General features: G+C 43.0%; 11 protein-coding genes, 18 tRNA genes and 5 rRNA genes. 30 read left to right on the top strand and 4 right to left on the bottom strand.

Annotated elements, in window-relative coordinates; all coding sequences use genetic code 11:
* The first annotated feature begins 267 nt into the window (after positions 1-267).
* The 5 genes from CAO17_RS13560 (at position 268) to CAO17_RS13540 (ending at position 6,350) form a co-directional block, all read left to right on the top strand.
* Positions 268-1,242, top strand: coding sequence for a tripartite tricarboxylate transporter substrate binding protein (locus CAO17_RS13560; RefSeq protein ID WP_085993222.1), 975 nt, complete (start codon positions 268-270; stop codon positions 1,240-1,242).
* 36 nt (positions 1,243-1,278) lie between these two features.
* Positions 1,279-1,728, top strand: coding sequence for a tripartite tricarboxylate transporter TctB family protein (locus tag CAO17_RS13555; RefSeq protein ID WP_085993221.1), 450 nt, complete (start codon positions 1,279-1,281; stop codon positions 1,726-1,728).
* A gap of 13 nt (positions 1,729-1,741) precedes the next feature.
* A complete protein-coding gene (locus tag CAO17_RS13550; protein ID WP_085993220.1) occupies positions 1,742-3,256 on the top strand; it encodes a tripartite tricarboxylate transporter permease in 1,515 nt (504 codons plus the stop codon).
* Positions 3,257-3,279: 23 nt separating this feature from the next.
* Positions 3,280-4,794, top strand: coding sequence for an FAD-dependent tricarballylate dehydrogenase TcuA (gene tcuA / locus CAO17_RS13545; RefSeq protein ID WP_085993219.1), 1,515 nt, complete (start codon positions 3,280-3,282; stop codon positions 4,792-4,794).
* A gap of 176 nt (positions 4,795-4,970) precedes the next feature.
* Positions 4,971-6,350: an SLC13 family permease gene (locus CAO17_RS13540; RefSeq protein WP_085993218.1), complete on the top strand. Its 1,380-nt coding sequence runs from the start codon at positions 4,971-4,973 to the stop codon at positions 6,348-6,350.
* A 97-nt stretch (positions 6,351-6,447) separates the two neighbouring features.
* Here the strand turns inward: CAO17_RS13540 and CAO17_RS13535 are convergent, their stop codons facing one another.
* Positions 6,448-7,818, bottom strand: coding sequence for an MFS transporter (locus tag CAO17_RS13535; RefSeq protein WP_085993217.1), 1,371 nt, complete (start codon positions 7,816-7,818; stop codon positions 6,448-6,450).
* A 166-nt stretch (positions 7,819-7,984) separates the two neighbouring features.
* Here CAO17_RS13535 and CAO17_RS13530 point away from each other — a divergent pair, with 166 nt between their 5' ends.
* The 9 genes from CAO17_RS13530 to CAO17_RS13490 all read left to right on the top strand — a co-directional run bounded on the left by CAO17_RS13530 (position 7,985) and on the right by CAO17_RS13490 (position 12,094).
* The gene (locus CAO17_RS13530) at positions 7,985-8,272 is read left to right on the top strand and encodes a hypothetical protein (protein ID WP_085993216.1); all 288 of its coding nucleotides are present in this window, start codon (positions 7,985-7,987) and stop codon (positions 8,270-8,272) included.
* 247 nt (positions 8,273-8,519) lie between these two features.
* A tRNA-Glu gene (locus tag CAO17_RS13525) sits at positions 8,520-8,594 on the top strand.
* Between the two features lie 8 nt (positions 8,595-8,602).
* Positions 8,603-8,678: transfer RNA gene (locus CAO17_RS13520), tRNA-Val, on the top strand.
* A 17-nt stretch (positions 8,679-8,695) separates the two neighbouring features.
* Positions 8,696-11,488, top strand: a 23S ribosomal RNA gene (locus CAO17_RS13515).
* 130 nt (positions 11,489-11,618) lie between these two features.
* Positions 11,619-11,733 (top strand): 5S ribosomal RNA (gene rrf / locus CAO17_RS13510).
* Positions 11,734-11,760: 27 nt separating this feature from the next.
* Positions 11,761-11,835: transfer RNA gene (locus tag CAO17_RS13505), tRNA-Asn, on the top strand.
* Positions 11,836-11,837: 2 nt separating this feature from the next.
* A tRNA-Ser gene (locus tag CAO17_RS13500) sits at positions 11,838-11,930 on the top strand.
* A gap of 5 nt (positions 11,931-11,935) precedes the next feature.
* A tRNA-Glu gene (locus CAO17_RS13495) sits at positions 11,936-12,007 on the top strand.
* Positions 12,008-12,018: 11 nt separating this feature from the next.
* Positions 12,019-12,094: transfer RNA gene (locus CAO17_RS13490), tRNA-Val, on the top strand.
* A gap of 44 nt (positions 12,095-12,138) precedes the next feature.
* On the opposite strand, the gene CAO17_RS21925 is transcribed toward CAO17_RS13490, so the two are convergent.
* Positions 12,139-12,261: a hypothetical protein gene (locus CAO17_RS21925; protein ID WP_281252936.1), complete on the bottom strand. Its 123-nt coding sequence runs from the start codon at positions 12,259-12,261 to the stop codon at positions 12,139-12,141.
* Positions 12,262-12,263: 2 nt separating this feature from the next.
* Between CAO17_RS21925 and CAO17_RS13485 the strand changes: the two genes are divergently transcribed.
* The 16 genes from CAO17_RS13485 to CAO17_RS13410 all read left to right on the top strand — a co-directional run bounded on the left by CAO17_RS13485 (position 12,264) and on the right by CAO17_RS13410 (position 19,531).
* Positions 12,264-12,340 (top strand) — tRNA-Met (locus CAO17_RS13485).
* A 6-nt stretch (positions 12,341-12,346) separates the two neighbouring features.
* Positions 12,347-12,423: transfer RNA gene (locus tag CAO17_RS13480), tRNA-Asp, on the top strand.
* A gap of 48 nt (positions 12,424-12,471) precedes the next feature.
* A tRNA-Phe gene (locus tag CAO17_RS13475) sits at positions 12,472-12,547 on the top strand.
* Positions 12,548-12,555: 8 nt separating this feature from the next.
* Positions 12,556-12,640 (top strand) — tRNA-Tyr (locus CAO17_RS13470).
* A gap of 150 nt (positions 12,641-12,790) precedes the next feature.
* Positions 12,791-12,866, top strand: a tRNA-Thr gene (locus CAO17_RS13465).
* 167 nt (positions 12,867-13,033) lie between these two features.
* Positions 13,034-13,109 (top strand) — tRNA-Lys (locus tag CAO17_RS13460).
* Between the two features lie 5 nt (positions 13,110-13,114).
* Positions 13,115-13,199: transfer RNA gene (locus CAO17_RS13455), tRNA-Leu, on the top strand.
* A gap of 23 nt (positions 13,200-13,222) precedes the next feature.
* Positions 13,223-13,297: transfer RNA gene (locus tag CAO17_RS13450), tRNA-Gly, on the top strand.
* An 8-nt stretch (positions 13,298-13,305) separates the two neighbouring features.
* Positions 13,306-13,394: transfer RNA gene (locus tag CAO17_RS13445), tRNA-Leu, on the top strand.
* A 3-nt stretch (positions 13,395-13,397) separates the two neighbouring features.
* A tRNA-Arg gene (locus CAO17_RS13440) sits at positions 13,398-13,474 on the top strand.
* A 200-nt stretch (positions 13,475-13,674) separates the two neighbouring features.
* Positions 13,675-13,748 (top strand) — tRNA-Gly (locus CAO17_RS13435).
* Between the two features lie 11 nt (positions 13,749-13,759).
* Positions 13,760-13,833, top strand: a tRNA-Ile gene (locus CAO17_RS13430).
* Positions 13,834-14,086: 253 nt separating this feature from the next.
* A 16S ribosomal RNA gene (locus CAO17_RS13425) occupies positions 14,087-15,651 on the top strand.
* A 209-nt stretch (positions 15,652-15,860) separates the two neighbouring features.
* Positions 15,861-18,780: ribosomal RNA gene (locus CAO17_RS13420) — 23S ribosomal RNA — on the top strand.
* Positions 18,781-18,910: 130 nt separating this feature from the next.
* Positions 18,911-19,025, top strand: a 5S ribosomal RNA gene (gene rrf, locus CAO17_RS13415).
* The 16S, 23S and 5S rRNA genes sit together here with 12 tRNA genes alongside, the layout of an rRNA operon.
* 284 nt (positions 19,026-19,309) lie before the next feature.
* Complete coding sequence (locus tag CAO17_RS13410) at positions 19,310-19,531, top strand: DUF2187 family protein (protein ID WP_085993215.1); 222 nt, start codon at positions 19,310-19,312, stop codon at positions 19,529-19,531.
* 111 nt (positions 19,532-19,642) lie between these two features.
* Here CAO17_RS13410 and pdxT read toward each other — a convergent pair whose 3' ends face one another.
* Both pdxT and pdxS read right to left on the bottom strand, forming a co-directional pair.
* Positions 19,643-20,254 carry a pyridoxal 5'-phosphate synthase glutaminase subunit PdxT gene (pdxT, locus tag CAO17_RS13405; RefSeq protein WP_281252937.1) on the bottom strand — a complete coding sequence of 204 codons (612 nt, stop codon included), beginning with the start codon at positions 20,252-20,254 and terminating at the stop codon, positions 19,643-19,645.
* 36 nt (positions 20,255-20,290) lie between these two features.
* Positions 20,291-21,181 carry a pyridoxal 5'-phosphate synthase lyase subunit PdxS gene (gene pdxS / locus CAO17_RS13400; protein WP_085993214.1) on the bottom strand — a complete coding sequence of 297 codons (891 nt, stop codon included), beginning with the start codon at positions 21,179-21,181 and terminating at the stop codon, positions 20,291-20,293.
* Positions 21,182-21,220: the final 39 nt, after the last annotated feature.

Raw genomic sequence — 21,220 nt, 5'->3', positions numbered from 1 at the left:
TGGGGGCATTCTTTCATCCACCATCTAAAAGGATACGTTTTTCCTCCATTTTTGAGGTGAGTGTATTACTGCCCCTTAACCTGCGATAAAAATGATTCACGGCTAAAAATAGCTTTAAATTACTGTGAACTTTATGAACAAAACATTTTTAAAGTTTTTAAAAAACAATATTTTGAAAACGTTTACAGCGGAAGGAGATAACAGTATTATGTAAATACAATTGATTTAGAAAATTATAAAATTACTACAGAAGAGGTGGGGTTATTTATGAAGAGGCTTTTATTTGTACTATTGTTTTTGGGACTAGTCCTTGCAGCATGTTCTAATTCTACATCAGGGGGAGATGAGTTTCCCTCGGAAAACATTGAAATTATTGCGCCTGCATCCCCTGGTGGTGGATGGGATTTAACTGCTCGTTCGGTTCAAAAGATATTATCCGATAATGAGTTAGTGAATGCGAACATAAATGTAATTAATAAACCTGGTGGTGGTGGTGAAGTTGGTTGGCAATATCTACAGTCCAAAGATGCCCATTATCTAGCAGTTAACTCAAGTTTATTACTAACAAATAATCTTCTAGGAACAAGTGAACTAACCTATAACGACTTTACACCATTAGCGACTCTAGCAACGGAGTGGCAATCACTCGCAGTACCGGTTGATTCAGAGTATGAAACGTTAGAAGACCTAATGAAACAATTTAAAGAAGATCCAAAGTCCATCAAAGTAGGGGTTGGTCCTGCTCTTGGTAATGATGATCACTTGTCCTTTGTTCAGGCGGTACGCGAAAATGGTGTGGATCCAAAACAAGTGGATTTCCTCGTTTATGAAGGTGGTGGTGATGTAGTGACTGCACTTATGGGAAATCATGTTGATGTTGTTACCACATCCTTATCTGAGGTAAAAGAACAACATTTAGCTGGCAAAGTCCGAATCTTAGCTATTTCTTCAGCAGAAAGATTAGAAGATTTACCAGATGTACCAACCTATAAAGAACAAGGGATTGATATGGAATTTCCACACTGGAGAGGGATTATGGGTCCTAAGGATATGAGTGAAGAAGAAATTGCCTATTGGGATGAAAAGTTAAGTGAAATGGTTAAATCTGAAGAGTGGCAACAAGTACTTGAAAATAACGACTGGGAAGAGTTTTATAAAAATAGTGAAGAAACAAAGGCCTTTCTTGATGAGCAACATGGATTGTATCAGGAATTAGTAAACGATTCAGGACTTGTGAATTAATTACTGAATCTTACAAAGAGAAAGGAGCGTGTTACGGTGAAGGTTTTTAAAATGGGTGTTCCAATCTTTTTGATTATCATAAGTATCGTTTTTTTAATTGGAACAATTAATCTACCTAAAGCGAATTTAGGTAATCCCAATGGACCAATTTACTTTCCGATGGGAATCAGTATTCTATTATTGATTTTTGGTATCATCTATTTCTTCCAAGAACTAAAACACTTAGGTAACGATAATGAGAAAATAAGACAGCTATTTTCTGGTAGAGTTCTTAAATTAGTTGCATGGACAATTGTGTTAGGGCTAGGATATACCGTTATTTTTGATAGAATTGGATTTCTATTCTCAACAATCTTATTTCTTGGAGCACTACTCTTTGTAATCAATGGAGTGAAAAAGTGGAAAGTGAATATTATCGTTACTTTAGTATTTTCATATGCTTCATGGTATTCCTTTAGTGAATTACTTGGTGTCAGTTTACCATAGGAGGTGATAAGGAATGGAAGCATTTACAGAAGGATTGTTAACGGCCATGCAGCCGATGAATATTATATGGATTATTCTTGGTGGATTTTTAGGGACGATTGTAGGGATGTTGCCAGGGCTTGGTCCAGCTACTGCGGTCGCCGTGTTAATCCCGATTACATTTGGAATGGACCCAGTTAGTGCACTAATTTTGATGGCAGCAATTTACTATGGGGCCATGTATGGTGGATCTCGAAGTTCTATCCTACTAAATACACCGGGGGATGGTTCTGCTATAGCAGCTACCTTTGATGGGTACCCAATGGCTAAAAAGGGCCAAGCTGGACAAGCTATGGCGATATCTGCAGTTGCTTCTTTTATTGGTGGAATAATAGCAGTATTTGGTTTTATTTTACTTGCCAAACCTTTAGCAAACTTTGCTTTGAAGTTCGGTCCTGCAGAATATTTTTTATTAATGTTACTTACGTTATCAGCAATTGTTTCTTTGTCATTAGGGAGAATGGTTAAGGGTTTTATTGCAATGCTTATAGGACTCCTTATCAGTACGATAGGTATTGATACACAGAGTGGAATATACCGTTTTACCCTTGATATACCTCATCTAAGTGAGGGAATTGATTTTCTTATCGTAATCATTGGGGTTTATGCAATAGGAGAGGTGTTGTATAACTTCCTAACCATCGATAAGGAGAAAAAAGAAAAGAAGAAGATTGGAAAGTTATGGTTTTCTAAAGAACAGTGGAAACGTTCAAAATGGCCTATTCTCCGGCAGGGCCCAATTGGATTTATAGTAGGGGTATTGCCAGGCGCCGGGGGATCGATTGCTTCAATGATAAGTTATTCAACAGAAAAACAACTTTCGAAAAAACCAAAGGAATTTGGTGAAGGAGCTGTTGAAGGGTTGGCGGCTCCGGAGTCTTCAAACAATGCAGCTTCGGTTGGAGCTATGATCCCTTTATTAACGATGGGGATTCCTGGGTCAGGTACAACGGCGGTCATGCTTGGTGCATTAATTATGTTAGGTATTAGACCTGGTCCGATGTTGTTTGAAAGCGATCCTGGATTAGTTTGGACATTTGTTAATAGTATGTTCATAGGAAATATTGTTCTAGTTATCATTAATATTGCATTGGTAGGATTTCTGGTTAAAATCTTAGACACACCAGCTAAAGTATTATATCCCATTATTCTATTATTAGGTTTCATTGGAACATATACGCTTGGTTACAGCACCATTGATTTCTATATTCTTCTCATTTTTGGGCTTGTTGGCTTGGTGTTAAAAATAATGGATTTTCCACTGGCCCCGTTAGTTTTAGCTGTAATAGTCGGAGCAGATATGGAACAGAACTTTAGAATGGCGGTGTTGTCCTCAGATGGAAGTTTGGGAGTGTTTTTTGGATCACCAGTGGCTATTAGCTTGGTCGTATTAACTATCCTTTCCCTATGTTATCCACTTATCATGAGTGCGATACAAAAAAGAAGAATGAGTAAAAAACAAGATGAAGATATGGAAGATGCAGTATAAAAAATGAAAAGGGAGATTAGAAGATGAGCAATAATTTAGTTGATTCAAGCTATGATACAGTAGTGGTTGGGGCGGGTAATGCTGCCTTGTGTTCAGCAATTGCGGCGAAATTACAAGGTGCCAATGTACTTGTAGTTGAACGTGCACCAAAGGAAAAAAGCGGTGGTAACTCTTACTTTACTGATGGAGCGATCCGAGTAGCTTATGGACATTTTGAAAACATCAGGAAGGTTATTCCAGAAATTACGGATAACGAGGCAGAAAATACGATAATGCCTGATTATGACACAGAAGATTTTTATGATGATATGATGCGAGTTACGGAAGGAAAAAGTGACCCTGAATTAGCAAGTCAATTGGTAGGAAAATCACTAGAGACGATTTTTTGGATGAGAGAGCAAGGTGTAGAGTTTGAGTTAAATAAAGGAAACCAATCCTTCGTGAAAGATGGAAAGCGAGAATTTTGGGGTGGATTGCCACTTAAGACAAAAAATAAAGGCATTGGGCTTATGGGGTATTTATTCCAACGACTAAATGAACTTGGGATTGATATCGTTTATGATACTAGAGCGATAGAACTAGTGAGGGAGGAAGAGAAAATCACTGGTGTTATTGTGGAACAGGAACGAGAAATGGTTAAAATCAATTGTTCAAGTGTCGTACTTGCCAATGGAAGCTTTGAGGCTAATAAAGAAATGCGTAAGAAATATATTGGTGAAGAGTGGGCAGAAGCAAGAGTACGTGGAACCGAATTCAATACAGGTGACGGGATAGAGATGGCCCTAGCTGTTGGAGCTCAAAAATATGGAGAATGGTCTGGATGTCATTCTATTGGGACAGATTATCATGTACCAGAGGTTGGAGACTTTAATAAACCAGGGGACATCTTTAAAAAGCACTCTTATCCATTAAGCATCATGCTGAATAAAGAGGGAAAGCGGTTTGTTGATGAAGGTGCTGATTTTAGAAACTATACCTATGCGAAATATGGAAAAGAAATACTTAAACAAAAGGATCATGTAGCATATCAAATATATGATGCTAATACTAGACCATTACTGAGAGAAGAATACAACTTAGAAGAAGCTACATGTGTTCAAGCGGATTCCATAGAAGAATTAGCAGATAAATTATCTGTAGAAAAAGAGCAATTCCTAAATACTATTAAAGAATACAATAATGCAATCCAAGATGGGGAGTTTAATCCTTCTATTAAAGATGGAAAACATACAGAAGGAATTACTCCACCGAAAACTAACTGGGCTGTGAAAATCGATGAAGCCCCGTTTTATGCATTTCCTGTAACATGTGGGATTACTTTCTCTTTTGGTGGAGTCCACACAGATAAAGAAGGAAGAGTACTAGATGGGGATGGCAATCCAATTAAAGGTCTTTTTGCTGCAGGGGAAATGATTGGTGGCATTTTCTATGGCAATTACCCAGGTGGATCTGGATTAATGTCTGGTGCAGTGTTCGGAAAACTTGCTGGTACATCGGCAGGAAAATACGTACAAAATAAAGAAGAAATTGGTTCGTAATAATATATCCGTAAAAGAAAAGTCACCTATTATGGTGGCTTCTTTTTTCTATGGCAGGTAGGAACGTATTAAACTTTCCTACTACTAGGTGCAACGAAGGCATTTGCTCAAAAGCTTGGCAAATGCCTAGTTTTCTAAAAATGGTGTTTCCTTTCCATTTAAAGGAGTAATGAATATTGAAAAACAAAACCCTTATTACAATAGTACTTATTTTATATCTATTATTTCTACCTGATTTTCTTTTCGAAGCAGATATTAAAGTTAAAGCGATAGTTACATTAGTTATTATTCAGATTTTATGGATAGGAAGGATTTTTCCGCTTGCCCATAGTTCGATTATATTAATGTTGTTATTGTCTTTTCATTTTTTTAGTTATAAAGAAACTTTATCTTATGTTGCTTCAGAAATTGTTTGGTTAATGTTTTCTACTTTTTTTATTTCGCACGCTTTTATTAATACAGGACTAGCCAGTAGAGTATCACTACATATGCTAAAACTATCAAAAGGGTCGGGCAAGGGGCTAATTTTTATTTCATATTTTTTAATGTTTGTTTTATCTATGATGATTCCATCGAATGTGGGAAAAGCGAGTCTAGTGGTTTCTGTATTTGACCGTCTCTTGCAAAGTTTGAATAAAATGATGAATGTTGAAAACTTAGGAAAGGCATTATTTATTGGTGTTTGCTACTTATCGGCCATATCCGGATCGTTTGTAGCAACTGGAGCTAGCTCTACTATTTATACATTTGGGATTCTTGGGGAGTTATCGACTGATTTGAATTATCTCACCTGGATTTTTTACTTTGCCCCACCAATTATCTTATTTACCATAATACTATGGTTATTATTTCTGTTCGTCTATCCACCTGAAAATATTAATCGTCATTTCATTATAAAATTAATAGAGGAACGTATTAATGAGTTAGGGAAAATAAGTATATCTGAAATAAAAATAATGTTTATCATTGGTTTAACCATTACATTATGGGCTACTCAACCAATTCATCAACTATCTATTCCGTTAATTGGGCTTTTAGGGGCAGCATTAACTTTTACTCCTCTAATAGGAGTCTGGAAATGGGGAAAGGCTCGGGAGTCCGTTGATTGGGATATGATGTTATTCTTTGCAGCCACCATTATGATTTCTCAAATGTTAATTAAAACGGGAACAATTGATATGATTGCTGAGTTTCTAATGAACGGTATAAACATGAATGATTCTTCTATTATGGTACTATTTATTTTACTCATAATCATTGCTTTATTACGAGTTATTTTTGTAAATGTACTCGGTTTTCTAACGATAGTTTTGCCACTAGCAATTACAATGGGGGAGTCACTATCTGATTTATCTCCATTCATGGTTACCATGTCTGTATTTTTAATAGGTGTTCCAGGATTTTTATTGATTACACAATCACCAGTTCATTTAATAGCTTATTCCTATAAATACTTTACGGAAAGAGATTTATTAAGGATTGGTAGCATCTCCAATGTCGTTTGGATTTTTATTGTCCTGTTCTTTGCGGTGTGTTGTTGGAGGTTTATAACATAATCTAGAATAGAGGCTGGGAAATAACTAAAGTGTTTTCGCACTAGTTATGATCGGGCTTTACATTAAAAAACACTTTACGTCCCAGTCTCCTGTAATATCATTCAAATTGCTGCATGTTGGGGAATGAACGTTTCGTTATGAAGAATAATCCCGGAATAATAACGATGGAAACGAATAATAGAACGATGCTTAAGGAGTTTTTACCTTCATCGTTTATTCCATTAGCAAATGTTACTCCATATAAGCTAGATGCAAGAATATTCCCTAAAAATCTAGATGTCATGAGAAGCCCCGAAGCAATTCCACTTTCAGATGGACGAACAAAAGAATAAAGTCGGTTTTGTAGTCCAATGTTTTGTATCCCATTACTAATCCCCATGATTGACATGACAATAAAAATCCAAATAAGGGGGGATGATTGTTTTGTAGTAAGTAATAAAACGGTTCCGATTAATCCTATAAATGCTCCGATAATTAATGGTAACCGGTATCCTATTTTTTCTATCCAACGAGTTGTCAGTGGTGTCATGATCATAGAAAAGAAAGAAATGGACAACATCATGAGACCTGCAAGTTGTGAATTTATCTGTAATACTTTTTGCAAATATATTGGCATGGTTAGCAGCAGTGCAAAAAAGACAAGAGTTGCTAAAATGTATTGAATATAAGTTAGCGAGATGTTCGCATTATTAATTAAAAAATTAACATTAATAAATGGGGCCTTTCCTTTGCTTTCATATAAATAAAACAAAATGGTTAAAAGAATGGATAAAAGGAGTATTCCAACATAAAAACGCTCTTCTAATGATAGAAAGAATATCATCCAACATGAAATAAAGGAGCCGAATAATACAACTCCTACTACGTCTAAATGGAATACGGTATCTTTTTTCTTGTAATCATTTGGTATATAAAAGAATGCTAATACTCCAGATAGAATAATAACTGGAAAGTTGACATAAAAGATTACAGGCCATCCGCCATACTGAATTAATAATCCACTAATTGTTGGACCGAATGCAGCAGATGTTGTTGCGAATACGGCCAAAGTTCCGATTACTCGATTTTGATTTTCTTTAATATTATTACGAACAATGCCAATGCCGGCGGGATACAAGGCAGAGGTTCCGATTGCTTGGATGGTACGCATACCTAATAGAATCAGGAAATTTGGTGATAACGGAGCAAATAATGACGAAATGGCAACAAAGGAAAGGCCGATTAAAAATATTTTCTTCCTACCATAGTAGTCACTGAATTTTCCAATTAGAGGTAAGAAAATGGCACTAACAATAAAATAAGAAGCAATTAACCATGAAATACTTTTAGAGTTTAATCCAAATTGGTGCTGAATCTCAGGAAGGGCTATAGTAATCATGGTTGTGTTCAATGGGTTTAGAATAGACCCTAATGCAACAGCAAGTATCAATAATTTTTTATTCTTAAGATTGTTATCTTTATCTAACATTTTTCTCCTTCTTTCTGTATTTTAATTAATATTAATAAAGGTTTTAAGTATTATCTTTAAATTTGGACCACTGAGTTCTATTGTATGTGTAGGTCTAAATCTTTTTGATTATGGTCATATTTATAATGGAGAAGGAATGAGTAATATATCTTTATGAGGTGATTCGATGAAAGCTACTGAGATAGAAAGCAAACGTTTTGATAAAGCTTTGGATGAAATATTAGATTTATTTAATAATCTTGAAAGTGATGACCCAATTATTAATTATAGAGATGATGTACTGAAAAACATACAGTTAGCTAAGAAAAAGTACGGAGATAAAATAGTTAATGAAAAGGTTAATACAGTAGTAGGGGAGATGCTGTCCTGGCTTGATTTAGATGATGTTCCATTAGATTCAGAGGAAGGTGACACTGTAGAAGATGAAGATTCGGGTGATGGTGGGGAAGAATAATTTGTCGGGTGTGTGTGGATTTGTTTTATTTGTAAGGGAAACCAAGGAAAATTGCTAAGTATACTAAGTGTAAGAGTAGCTAAAGTTAATTCGTTTTCCTATTGACATTTAGTTGTAGTTGCTTTAATATAAATTTTGCTGTTGAAAGACATCAACAGAACATGTCCAATTAATTTAATTTCTTTTTTTGTTGACAATGTTTTTATTTTTGTGATATATTATTCTTCGTTGGCGAAATGAGTCGAATGGCCCGTTGGTCAAGCGGTTAAGACACCGCCCTTTCACGGCGGTAACACGGGTTCGAATCCCGTACGGGTCACCACTAACAATGGAGGATTAGCTCAGCTGGGAGAGCACCTGCCTTACAAGCAGGGGGTCACAGGTTCAAGTCCTGTATCCTCCACCATATATTTCACATCGCGGGGTGGAGCAAGCCGCTCACATCGTCGATTATGCTACTAGGTGCAGGCTTGCGAGGAGTGCAACTTCACCGGNTCTCAGTACCCAGAGGAAGAGAAAGCAAATGCGATTTCCCAAGTAGCGGCGAGCGAAACGGAAACAGCCCAAACCAGAGAGCTTGCTCTCTGGGGTTGTAGGACACTCCACATGGAGTTACAAAGGAATTCTTTAGACGAATCCATCTGGAAAGATGAGCCAAAGAGGGTAACAGCCCTGTAGTCAAAAGAGAATTCTCTCCGGAGTGTATCCTGAGTACGGCGGAACACGTGGAATTCCGTCGGAATCCGGGAGGACCATCTCCCAAGGCTAAATACTCCCTAGTGACCGATAGTGAACCAGTACCGTGAGGGAAAGGTGAAAAGTACCCCGGAAGGGGAGTGAAAGAGTACCTGAAACCGTGTGCCTACAAGTAGTCGAAGCGCATTTACGCGTGACGGCGTACCTTTTGTAGAATGGACCGGCGAGTTACGATCGTATGCAAGGTTAAGTGGAAGACACGAAGCCGCAGCGAAAGCGAGTCTAAACAGGGCGAATGAGTATGCGGTCGTAGACCCGAAACCGTGTGATCTACCCATGTCCAGGGTGAAGGTCAGGTAACACTGACAGGAGGCCCGAACCCACGTATGTTGAAAAATGCGGGGATGAGGTGTGGGTAGGGGTGAAATGCCAATCGAACACGGAGATAGCTGGTTCTCTCCGAAATAGCTTTAGGGCTAGCCTCAAAGATTTGAGTACTGGAGGTAGAGCACTGATTGGACTAGGGGCCCTCATCGGGTTACCGAATTCAGTCAAACTCCGAATGCCAGCTACTTAGACTTGGGAGTCAGACTATGGGTGATAAGGTTCATAGTCGAAAGGGAAACAGCCCAGACCACCAGCTAAGGTCCCAAAGTATACGTTAAGTGGAAAAGGATGTGGAGTTGCTTAGACAACCAGGATGTTGGCTTAGAAGCAGCCATCATTTAAAGAGTGCGTAATAGCTCACTGGTCGAGTGACTCTGCGCCGAAAATGTACCGGGGCTAAACGTATCACCGAAGCTGTGGATTGTCTTTTAGACAATGGTAGGAGAGCGTTCTAAGTGCTGTGAAGTCAGACCGTGAGGACTGGTGGAGCGCTTAGAAGTGAGAATGCCGGTATGAGTAGCGAAAAAAGAGTGAGAATCTCTTTCACCGAATGCCTAAGGTTTCCTGAGGAAGGCTCGTCCTCTCAGGGTTAGTCGGGACCTAAGCCGAGGCCGAAAGGCGTAGGCGATGGACAACAGGCAGATATTCCTGTACCACCTCGTGATCGTTATGAGTGATGGGGGGACGCAGTAGGATAAGGAATGCGCACCGATGGACGTGTGCGCCCAAGCAGTGAGAAAGTCAGATAGGCAAATCCGTCTGGCCATTTCAAGCTGTGATGGGGAGGCAACTATAGCCGAAGTTCCGGATTTCACACTGCCGAGAAAAGCCTCTAGCCAGATCACAGGTGCCCGTACCGCAAACCGACACAGGTAGGCGAGGAGAGAATCCTAAGGTGAGCGGGAGAACTCTCGTTAAGGAACTCGGCAAAATGACCCCGTAACTTAGGGAGAAGGGGTGCTCTATAGAGATAGAGCCGCAGTGAATAGGCCCAAGCGACTGTTTAGCAAAAACACAGGTCTCTGCGAAGCCGAAAGGCGAAGTATAGGGGCTGACACCTGCCCGGTGCTGGAAGGTTAAGGGGAAGAGTTAGGACCTTTGGTCCGAAGCTTAGAACCGAAGCCCCAGTAAACGGCGGCCGTAACTATAACGGTCCTAAGGTAGCGAAATTCCTTGTCGGGTAAGTTCCGACCCGCACGAAAGGTGCAACGACTTGGGCACTGTCTCAACGAGAGACCCGGTGAAATTATACTATGCGTGAAGATGCGCATTACCCGCGACAGGACGGAAAGACCCCGTGGAGCTTTACTGTAGCCTGATATTGAATGTCTGTGCAGCTTGTACAGGATAGGTGGGAGCCTCAGAAGCGTGAGCGCCAGCTTACGTGGAGGCATCCGTGGGATACCACCCTGGCTGTATGGACCTTCTAACCCAGGACCGTGATCCGGTTCGGAGACAGTGTCAGGCGGGCAGTTTGACTGGGGCGGTCGCCTCCCAAAAGGTAACGGAGGCGCCCAAAGGTTCCCTCAGAATGGTTGGAAATCATTCGCAGAGTGTAAAGGCAGAAGGGAGCTTGACTGCGAGACCTACAAGTCGAGCAGGGACGAAAGTCGGGCTTAGTGATCCGGTGGTTCCGCATGGAAGGGCCATCGCTCAACGGATAAAAGCTACCCCGGGGATAACAGGCTTATCTCCCCCAAGAGTTCACATCGACGGGGAGGTTTGGCACCTCGATGTCGGCTCATCGCATCCTGGGGCTGTAGTCGGTCCCAAGGGTTGGGCTGTTCGCCCATTAAAGCGGTACGCGAGCTGGGTTCAGAACGTCGTGAGACAGTTCGGTCCCTATCCGTCGTGGGCGCCCGGAAGTTTGAGAGGAGCTGTCCTTAGTACGAGAGGACCGGGATGGACATACCGCTGGTGTACCAGTTGTTCCGCCAGGAGCATAGCTGGGTAGCTACGTATGGTAAGGATAAGTGCTGAAAGCATCTAAGCATGAAGCCCCCCTCAAGATGAGACTTCCCATCACTTCTAAGTGAGTAAGATCCCTCAGGGACTATGAGGTAGATAGGTTCGAGGTGGAAGCGTGGTGACACGTGGAGCTGACGAATACTAATCGATCGAGGACTTAACTAACTTCTTAAAAGATGTCAATGATTCACTCTTATTTAGTTTTTGAGGTATAAAGTTAAAAAACTCTTGACTTTAACTCTATAAATAATTATAATAATGATTGTCGCTGATTTTGTAAATTAGTTAAATCTTGTCTGGTAGTAATGGCGGAGAGGTCACACCTGTTCCCATGCCGAACACAGTAGTTAAGCTCTCCAGCGCCGATGGTAGTTGGGGTTAACCTCTGCGAGAGTAGGACGCCGCCAGGCAATATTATTCACATTTTATTAGATTATTCCACAGTAGCTCAGTGGTAGAGCAATCGGCTGTTAACCGATCGGTCGTAGGTTCGAATCCTACCTGTGGAGCCAATGGAGAGCTGTCCGAGCTGGCCGAAGGAGCACGATTGGAAATCGTGTATACCGCTACCGCGGTATCGAGGGTTCGAATCCCTCGCTCTCCGCCATTATAGGCCCGTTGGTCAAGTGGTTAAGACACCGCCCTTTCACGGCGGTAACACGGGTTCGAATCCCGTACGGGTCATCACTAACGTTGGAGGATTAGCTCAGCTGGGAGAGCACCTGCCTTACAAGCAGGGGGTCACAGGTTCAAGTCCTGTATCCTCCACCATATATCTCACATCGCGGGGTGGAGCAAGCCGCTCACATCGTCGATTATGCTACTAGGTGCAGGCTTGCGAGGAGTGCAACTTCACCGAATAACCTTGCAACACGACGAGCAATCCCCATAGTTAATTGCAATAAAAAAATAGAATTAACAAATTTAGTATTTTTCATACCGCGGGGTGGAGCAGTCTGGTAGCTCGTCGGGCTCATAACCCGAAGGTCGTAGGTTCAAATCCTGCCCCCGCAACCAAATAATGGTCCGGTAGTTCAGCTGGTTAGAATGCCTGCCTGTCACGCAGGAGGTCGCGGGTTCGAGTCCCGTCCGGACCGCCATCTGAAATTTATATTATATGAAACTATAATTTTTATTTAATCAACTATGGCTCGGTAGCTCAGTCGGTAGAGCAACGGACTGAAAATCCGTGTGTCGGCGGTTCGATTCCGTCCCGAGCCACCATTTATTTTGGAGGGGTAGCGAAGTGGCTAAACGCGGCGGACTGTAAATCCGCTCCCTCAGGGTTCGGCAGTTCGAATCTGCCCCCCTCCACCATATATGTTATTGGTAGAGCAAGCCGCTTACTTCTTCGAGAAACTGCTATGTGCAGGCTTGCGAGGGATGCAACTTCACTGATTGAACTTGCAACACGATGAGCGAAATCGAAGTAGAGGTCTTCTTACAATATTATCTAAAATATAATCTGCCGGCCTAGCTCAATTGGTAGAGCAACTGACTTGTAATCAGTAGGTTGGGGGTTCAAGTCCTCTGGCCGGCACCATTTCTATAAAATGTACGAGCCATTAGCTCAGGCGGTAGAGCAACGAGCAATACATCTACCGAATAATCTACGAGTAACCCCGAAGCACTATACATCTTTGGATATGCTAGTAGATGCAGGGGTCACATAATGCCTTTTCTCTTTAAAAGAGATGAGTAAAATATTAGGAGCCATTAGCTCAGGCGGTAGAGCATCTGACTTTTAATCAGAGGGTCGAAGGTTCGAGTCCTTCATGGCTCACCATTTATGCGGGTGTGGCGGAATTGGCAGACGCGCTAGACTTAGGATCTAGTATCTTCGGATGTGGGGGTTCGACTCCCTTCACCCGCACCATTTATTATCAAACAATTTATTATGCGGAAGTAGTTCAGTGGTAGAACACCACCTTGCCAAGGTGGGGGTCGCGGGTTCGAATCCCGTCTTCCGCTCCAGACTATGTGCCGGGGTGGCGGAACTGGCAGACGCACAGGACTTAAAATCCTGCGGTAGGTAACTACCGTACCGGTTCGATTCCGGTCCTCGGCACCATAAGCGCCCGTAGCTCAATTGGATAGAGCGTCTGACTACGGATCAGAAGGTTAGGGGTTCGACTCCTCTCGGGCGCGCCATACTCTTTATATTTTATATAATATAGTGATTTGTTATTTTTTCACGCAGGTGTAGTTTAGTGGTAAAACCTCAGCCACGAGCGTTACTTCCACCGAATAAGCTACGAGTTGCCCCGAAGCATGAAACATCCTGAGTATGCTAGAAGATACAGGGGCATGTTGGTCGTGAAATTATCAAAAACAAAATCATTTATTACTAAGCGGGTGTAGTTTAGTGGTAAAACCTCAGCCTTCCAAGCTGATGTCGAGGGTTCGATTCCCTTCACCCGCTCCATTTTTTACTAAGGGCCTGTAGCTCAGCCGGTTAGAGCGCACGCCTGATAAGCGTGAGGTCGGTGGTTCGAGTCCACTCAGGCCCACTCAATAAAAAAGTTATTGACTTCGTTATTGAGAAATGGTAATATATAAATCTATCGCAAAACTTCAATAAAATATTGACAAAGATGTTGTGATATGATAACTTAGTAAAGTTGCTTTTAACAAGTGGTAAATAAAATTTGCTCTTTGAAAACTGAACAAAACAACCAGTATGTTAAGATATTAAAAGGAACTCGTTTTTCTTTTAACTATAGCTAAGACATAGAATTAATTGGTGTTAATTCTATACAAACTTTTTTGGAGAGTTTGATCTTGGCTCAGGACGAACGCTGGCGGCGTGCCTAATACATGCAAGTCGAGCGCGGGAAGCTAACTGATCCCCTTCGGGGGTGACGTTAGTGGAACGAGCGGCGGACGGGTGAGTAACACGTGGGCAACCTGCCTGTAAGATTGGGATAACTTGCGGAAACGTGAGCTAATACCGGATAATACTTTTCATCGCATGATGGAGAGTTTGAAAGACGGCTTCGGCTGTCACTTACAGATGGGCCCGCGGCGCATTAGTTAGTTGGTGAGGTAAAGGCTCACCAAGGCGACGATGCGTAGCCGACCTGAGAGGGTGATCGGCCACACTGGGACTGAGACACGGCCCAGACTCCTACGGGAGGCAGCAGTAGGGAATCTTCCGCAATGGACGAAAGTCTGACGGAGCAACGCCGCGTGAGTGAAGAAGGTTTTCGGATCGTAAAACTCTGTTGTTAGGGAAGAACAAGTATGATAGTAACTGATCATACCTTGACGGTACCTAACCAGAAAGCCACGGCTAACTACGTGCCAGCAGCCGCGGTAATACGTAGGTGGCAAGCGTTGTCCGGATTTATTGGGCGTAAAGCGCTCGCAGGCGGTCTTTTAAGTCTGATGTGAAATCTTGCGGCTTAACCGTGAGCGGTCATTGGAAACTGGAGGACTTGAGTACAGAAGAGGAGAGTGGAATTCCACGTGTAGCGGTGAAATGCGTAGAGATGTGGAGGAACACCAGTGGCGAAGGCGACTCTCTGGTCTGTAACTGACGCTGAGGAGCGAAAGCGTGGGTAGCGAACAGGATTAGATACCCTGGTAGTCCACGCCGTAAACGATGAGTGCTAGGTGTTAGAGGGTTTCCGCCCTTTAGTGCTGAAGTTAACGCATTAAGCACTCCGCCTGGGGAGTACGGCCGCAAGGCTGAAACTCAAAAGAATTGACGGGGACCCGCACAAGCGGTGGAGCATGTGGTTTAATTCGAAGCAACGCGAAGAACCTTACCAGGTCTTGACATCCTCTGACACTCCTAGAGATAGGATTTTCCCTTCGGGGACAGAGTGACAGGTGGTGCATGGTTGTCGTCAGCTCGTGTCGTGAGATGTTGGGTTAAGTCCCGCAACGAGCGCAACCCTTGATCTTAGTTGCCAGCATTCAGTTGGGCACTCTAAGGTGACTGCCGGTGACAAACCGGAGGAAGGTGGGGATGACGTCAAATCATCATGCCCCTTATGACCTGGGCTACACACGTGCTACAATGGATGGTACAAAGGGAAGCGAAACCGTGAGGTCAAGCAAATCCCATAAAACCATTCTCAGTTCGGATTGTAGGCTGCAACTCGCCTACATGAAGCCGGAATCGCTAGTAATCGCGGATCAGCATGCCGCGGTGAATACGTTCCCGGGTCTTGTACACACCGCCCGTCACACCACGAGAGTTGGTAACACCCGAAGTCGGTGAGGTAACCTTTTGGAGCCAGCCGCCGAAGGTGGGACCAATGATTGGGGTGAAGTCGTAACAAGGTAGCCGTATCGGAAGGTGCGGCTGGATCACCTCCTTTCTAAGGAAGATAAAAGGCGTAAGCGACTGATTACAGGAGCTGAAGCTAGATTATTACGGAATATCTAAATATTTATTTGGATAAATCATACTGAGTTGTTTGGTTCAGTTTTGAGAGAGTAAATCTCTTTCAATTTTGTACCTTGAAAACTAAATAAGAGTAATCAAGACATCAAATTAAAGCGATACAACGCTTATTCATTGTAAATTAGTTAAGTGAATAAGGGCGCACGGTGGATGCCTTGGCACTAGGAGCTGATGAAGGACGGGACTAACACCGATATGCTTCGGGGAGCTGTAAGTAAGCTTTGATCCGGAGATTTCCGAATGGGGAAACCCACTGTTCGTAATGGAACAGGACTTGTGTCTGAATACATAGGGCACAAGAGGCATACCTGGGGAACTGAAACATCTCAGTACCCAGAGGAAGAGAAAGCAAATGCGATTTCCCAAGTAGCGGCGAGCGAAACGGAAACAGCCCAAACCAGAGAGCTTGCTCTCTGGGGTTGTAGGACACTCCACATGGAGTTACAAAGGAATTCTTTAGACGAATCCATCTGGAAAGATGAGCCAAAGAGGGTAACAGCCCTGTAGTCAAAAGAGAATTCTCTCCGGAGTGTATCCTGAGTACGGCGGAACACGTGGAATTCCGTCGGAATCCGGGAGGACCATCTCCCAAGGCTAAATACTCCCTAGTGACCGATAGTGAACCAGTACCGTGAGGGAAAGGTGAAAAGTACCCCGGAAGGGGAGTGAAAGAGTACCTGAAACCGTGTGCCTACAAGTAGTCGAAGCGCATTTACGCGTGACGGCGTACCTTTTGTAGAATGGACCGGCGAGTTACGATCGTATGCAAGGTTAAGTGGAAGACACGAAGCCGCAGCGAAAGCGAGTCTAAACAGGGCGAATGAGTATGCGGTCGTAGACCCGAAACCGTGTGATCTACCCATGTCCAGGGTGAAGGTCAGGTAACACTGACAGGAGGCCCGAACCCACGTATGTTGAAAAATGCGGGGATGAGGTGTGGGTAGGGGTGAAATGCCAATCGAACACGGAGATAGCTGGTTCTCTCCGAAATAGCTTTAGGGCTAGCCTCAAGGAAAGAGTACTGGAGGTAGAGCACTGATTGGACTAGGGGCCCTCATCGGGTTACCGAATTCAGTCAAACTCCGAATGCCAGCTACTTAGACTTGGGAGTCAGACTATGGGTGATAAGGTTCATAGTCGAAAGGGAAACAGCCCAGACCACCAGCTAAGGTCCCAAAGTATACGTTAAGTGGAAAAGGATGTGGAGTTGCTTAGACAACCAGGATGTTGGCTTAGAAGCAGCCATCATTTAAAGAGTGCGTAATAGCTCACTGGTCGAGTGACTCTGCGCCGAAAATGTACCGGGGCTAAACGTATCACCGAAGCTGTGGATTGTCTTTTAGACAATGGTAGGAGAGCGTTCTAAGTGCTGTGAAGTCAGACCGTGAGGACTGGTGGAGCGCTTAGAAGTGAGAATGCCGGTATGAGTAGCGAAAAAAGAGTGAGAATCTCTTTCACCGAATGCCTAAGGTTTCCTGAGGAAGGCTCGTCCTCTCAGGGTTAGTCGGGACCTAAGCCGAGGCCGAAAGGCGTAGGCGATGGACAACAGGCAGATATTCCTGTACCACCTCGTGATCGTTATGAGTGATGGGGGGACGCAGTAGGATAAGGAATGCGCACCGATGGACGTGTGCGCCCAAGCAGTGAGAAAGTCAGATAGGCAAATCCGTCTGGCCATTTCAAGCTGTGATGGGGAGGCAACTATAGCCGAAGTTCCGGATTTCACACTGCCGAGAAAAGCCTCTAGCCAGATCACAGGTGCCCGTACCGCAAACCGACACAGGTAGGCGAGGAGAGAATCCTAAGGTGAGCGGGAGAACTCTCGTTAAGGAACTCGGCAAAATGACCCCGTAACTTAGGGAGAAGGGGTGCTCTATAGAGATAGAGCCGCAGTGAATAGGCCCAAGCGACTGTTTAGCAAAAACACAGGTCTCTGCGAAGCCGAAAGGCGAAGTATAGGGGCTGACACCTGCCCGGTGCTGGAAGGTTAAGGGGAAGAGTTAGGACCTTTGGTCCGAAGCTTAGAACCGAAGCCCCAGTAAACGGCGGCCGTAACTATAACGGTCCTAAGGTAGCGAAATTCCTTGTCGGGTAAGTTCCGACCCGCACGAAAGGTGCAACGACTTGGGCACTGTCTCAACGAGAGACCCGGTGAAATTATACTATGCGTGAAGATGCGCATTACCCGCGACAGGACGGAAAGACCCCGTGGAGCTTTACTGTAGCCTGATATTGAATGTCTGTGCAGCTTGTACAGGATAGGTGGGAGCCTCAGAAGCGTGAGCGCCAGCTTACGTGGAGGCATCCGTGGGATACCACCCTGGCTGTATGGACCTTCTAACCCAGGACCGTGATCCGGTTCGGAGACAGTGTCAGGCGGGCAGTTTGACTGGGGCGGTCGCCTCCCAAAAGGTAACGGAGGCGCCCAAAGGTTCCCTCAGAATGGTTGGAAATCATTCGCAGAGTGTAAAGGCAGAAGGGAGCTTGACTGCGAGACCTACAAGTCGAGCAGGGACGAAAGTCGGGCTTAGTGATCCGGTGGTTCCGCATGGAAGGGCCATCGCTCAACGGATAAAAGCTACCCCGGGGATAACAGGCTTATCTCCCCCAAGAGTTCACATCGACGGGGAGGTTTGGCACCTCGATGTCGGCTCATCGCATCCTGGGGCTGTAGTCGGTCCCAAGGGTTGGGCTGTTCGCCCATTAAAGCGGTACGCGAGCTGGGTTCAGAACGTCGTGAGACAGTTCGGTCCCTATCCGTCGTGGGCGCCGGAAGTTTGAGAGGAGCTGTCCTTAGTACGAGAGGACCGGGATGGACATACCGCTGGTGTACCAGTTGTTCCGCCAGGAGCATAGCTGGGTAGCTACGTATGGTAAGGATAAGTGCTGAAAGCATCTAAGCATGAAGCCCCCCTCAAGATGAGACTTCCCATCACTTCTAAGTGAGTAAGATCCCTCAGGGACTATGAGGTAGATAGGTTCGAAGTGGAAGCGTGGTGACATGTGGAGCTGACGAATACTAATCGATCGAGGACTTAACTAACTTCTTAAAGGATGTCGGAGATTAACTCTTATTTAGTTTTTGAGGTATAAAGTTAAAAAACTCTTGACTTTAACTCTACAAATAACTATAATAATGATTGTCGCTGATTTTGTAAATTAGTTAAATCTTGTCTGGTAGCGATGGCGGAGAGGTCACACCTGTTCCCATGCCGAACACAGTAGTTAAGCTTTCCAGCGCCGATGGTAGTTGGGGTTAACCCCTGCGAGAGTAGGACGCCGCCAGGCCAATAAAATCCAAGGTACGCTTAACTGTCGTACATTGGATTTTTTTATTGAACAGAAAACGTGAATGTACCATTTGATATACTTTAAAAATTTTTTTTCTATACATACTAGACTTTTTTACTACAAGCAGTGTTTTATAAATGAGGTATAGGTAATTTTATGATAAATTAGATAATGCATATAAAATATATTTATAAAATGAATGGATGAGATTAGGGCTTCTATGAATGATTTTTAAATTTCTTACTAAAATAAGAAGAGCCTTGATAAAAGGAGGAAACAATATGGCATCGAATGAAAAGACAGCAAGTGAAACAAAGGCTGTTACAAAAGCTAGTGAAGGAGAAACCATTAAGGTTGTTAAGGGAGAACAAAAAGGAAAACAGGGCAAGGTATTACTGGTAAGAGATAATTCAGTTATTATCCAAGTAGGTGAGCACCCGGAAACTGGAGAACCAATTAAGACGGTTGTAAATCATAAAAATTATAAGCCTGCTAAAAAATAAGTAACATGTATATAGACATAATTGACAAAAATAGGAATACCAGGAACCATTATAAGGAGTAATCATTAAAAGTCACCTTCTTGATTTTCAGGAAGGTGACTTTTTATAGTACTATACTGCTTGTTGTTCATTCACTATTTGGAGAAAGAGTTCTAAGAACCGTGTATCCTTAGTTAATTCCGGATGAAAAGAGCTAACAAGTATGTTGTTTTGCTTTGCTGCAACTATTTTTCCATTATATTGTGCTAATACCTCTACTTGATCGCTTACAGATTCAATATATGGTGCACGAATAAATACAGCTCGAAATGGGTGGTTCAAGCCTTTAACATTTAATTCTGCTTCAAAACTTTCTTTTTGTCTTCCAAATGCATTTCGCTTTACAACAATATCCATTAAATGGAGATGGCTATCCGTCGTTCCGCTAATGTCTTTTGCTACTAGTACCATTCCAGCACAGGTTCCAAGAATTGGTTTCCTACTGTTTGAGAATTCCTTTAATGGCTCAAGAAATCCATAGTGATCAATGAGTTTTCGCATTGTCGTACTTTCCCCACCGGGTAAGATCAGTCCATCGATGTCTGATAACTGATCTGCTCTTTTAACTATGATTCCTTTCAGTCCTAGGCTTTCTATTTGTTGGAGGTGTTCATTGATAGCTCCTTGTAGTCCTAGAACCCCTATGGTTACTTTGCTTTTATCCATTTGTTCTCTACCTTCCATTCAATAAGATTCTACACACCCTATCTAGCTATCCGTCTACCAACCGCGATTTTGCATTCTTTCTTCATTTTTTAGGTTGGATATTTCAATTCCCTTCATAGCTGAACCGAGTTCTTTAGAAAGATTTCCGATTAGATCGTAGTCATTGTAGTAAGTAGTTGCTTGAACAATCGCATTAGCAAATTTCTCTGGGTTTTCCGATTTGAATACACCTGAACCAACGAAAACTCCATCGGCACCTAATTCCATCATCAATGCTGCATCAGCGGGAGTTGCCACACCACCCGCAGCAAAATTCACTACAGGAAGGCTTCCTTCTGATTTAATTTGTTTTAATACTTCAAATGGTGCACCAAGATTTTTTGCTTCCGTCATTAGCTCGTCATCATTCATACGAGTTACCTTACGCACCTGTGCATTTACTTTACGTATATGACGAACTGCTTCCACAATGTTTCCAGTACCAGGCTCTCCTTTGGTTCGTAACATGGAAGCTCCTTCTCCGATACGTCGTGCCGCTTCACCTAAATCACGACATCCACATACAAAGGGAACGGTATATTCGCTTTTTAGCAGATGAAATTCTTCATCAGCCGGTGTTAGAACTTCACTTTCATCGATGTAATCCACACCCATTGCTTCTAAAACCCTTGCCTCTGTAATATGTCCAATACGTGCTTTTGCCATAACGGGGATAGAAACAGCATTCATGACCTCTTCAACAATTCGTGGGTCCGCCATTCTTGCCACACCACCAGCTGCCCGAATATCAGATGGAACTCGCTCTAACGCCATAACTGCAACAGCACCAGAAGCTTCTGCTATTTTTGCTTGTTCCGCATTTACTACATCCATGATAACGCCACCTTTTTGCATTTGCGCCATTCCACGTTTAACTGATTCAGTACCTAATGATTTTTCCAACATTTCCACTCCATTCTTTTTTTTTCTAAAAATATTACTTTA

Source organism: Oceanobacillus senegalensis (assembly GCF_900176885.1).
In the GTDB taxonomy this organism is placed as follows: domain Bacteria; phylum Bacillota; class Bacilli; order Bacillales; family Amphibacillaceae; genus Oceanobacillus; species Oceanobacillus senegalensis.
The sequence above is the reverse complement of the archived record's forward strand: the minus strand, read 5'-3'. Positions and strand labels throughout refer to the sequence as shown.

Bases quoted from the DNA above. Each gene is read 5' to 3' on its own strand.
- CAO17_RS13410 (WP_085993215.1), top strand. From the start codon at position 19,310: ATGGCATCGAATGAAAAGACAGCAAGTGAAACAAAGGCTGTTACAAAA.
- CAO17_RS21925 (WP_281252936.1), bottom strand. From the start codon at position 12,261: ATGAAAAATACTAAATTTGTTAATTCTATTTTTTTATTGCAATTAACT.
- CAO17_RS13560 (WP_085993222.1), top strand. From the start codon at position 268: ATGAAGAGGCTTTTATTTGTACTATTGTTTTTGGGACTAGTCCTTGCA.
- pdxS (WP_085993214.1), bottom strand. From the start codon at position 21,181: ATGTTGGAAAAATCATTAGGTACTGAATCAGTTAAACGTGGAATGGCG.
- CAO17_RS13530 (WP_085993216.1), top strand. From the start codon at position 7,985: ATGAAAGCTACTGAGATAGAAAGCAAACGTTTTGATAAAGCTTTGGAT.
- pdxT (WP_281252937.1), bottom strand. From the start codon at position 20,254: ATGGAAGGTAGAGAACAAATGGATAAAAGCAAAGTAACCATAGGGGTT.
- CAO17_RS13535 (WP_085993217.1), bottom strand. From the start codon at position 7,818: ATGTTAGATAAAGATAACAATCTTAAGAATAAAAAATTATTGATACTT.
- CAO17_RS13550 (WP_085993220.1), top strand. From the start codon at position 1,742: ATGGAAGCATTTACAGAAGGATTGTTAACGGCCATGCAGCCGATGAAT.
- tcuA (WP_085993219.1), top strand. From the start codon at position 3,280: ATGAGCAATAATTTAGTTGATTCAAGCTATGATACAGTAGTGGTTGGG.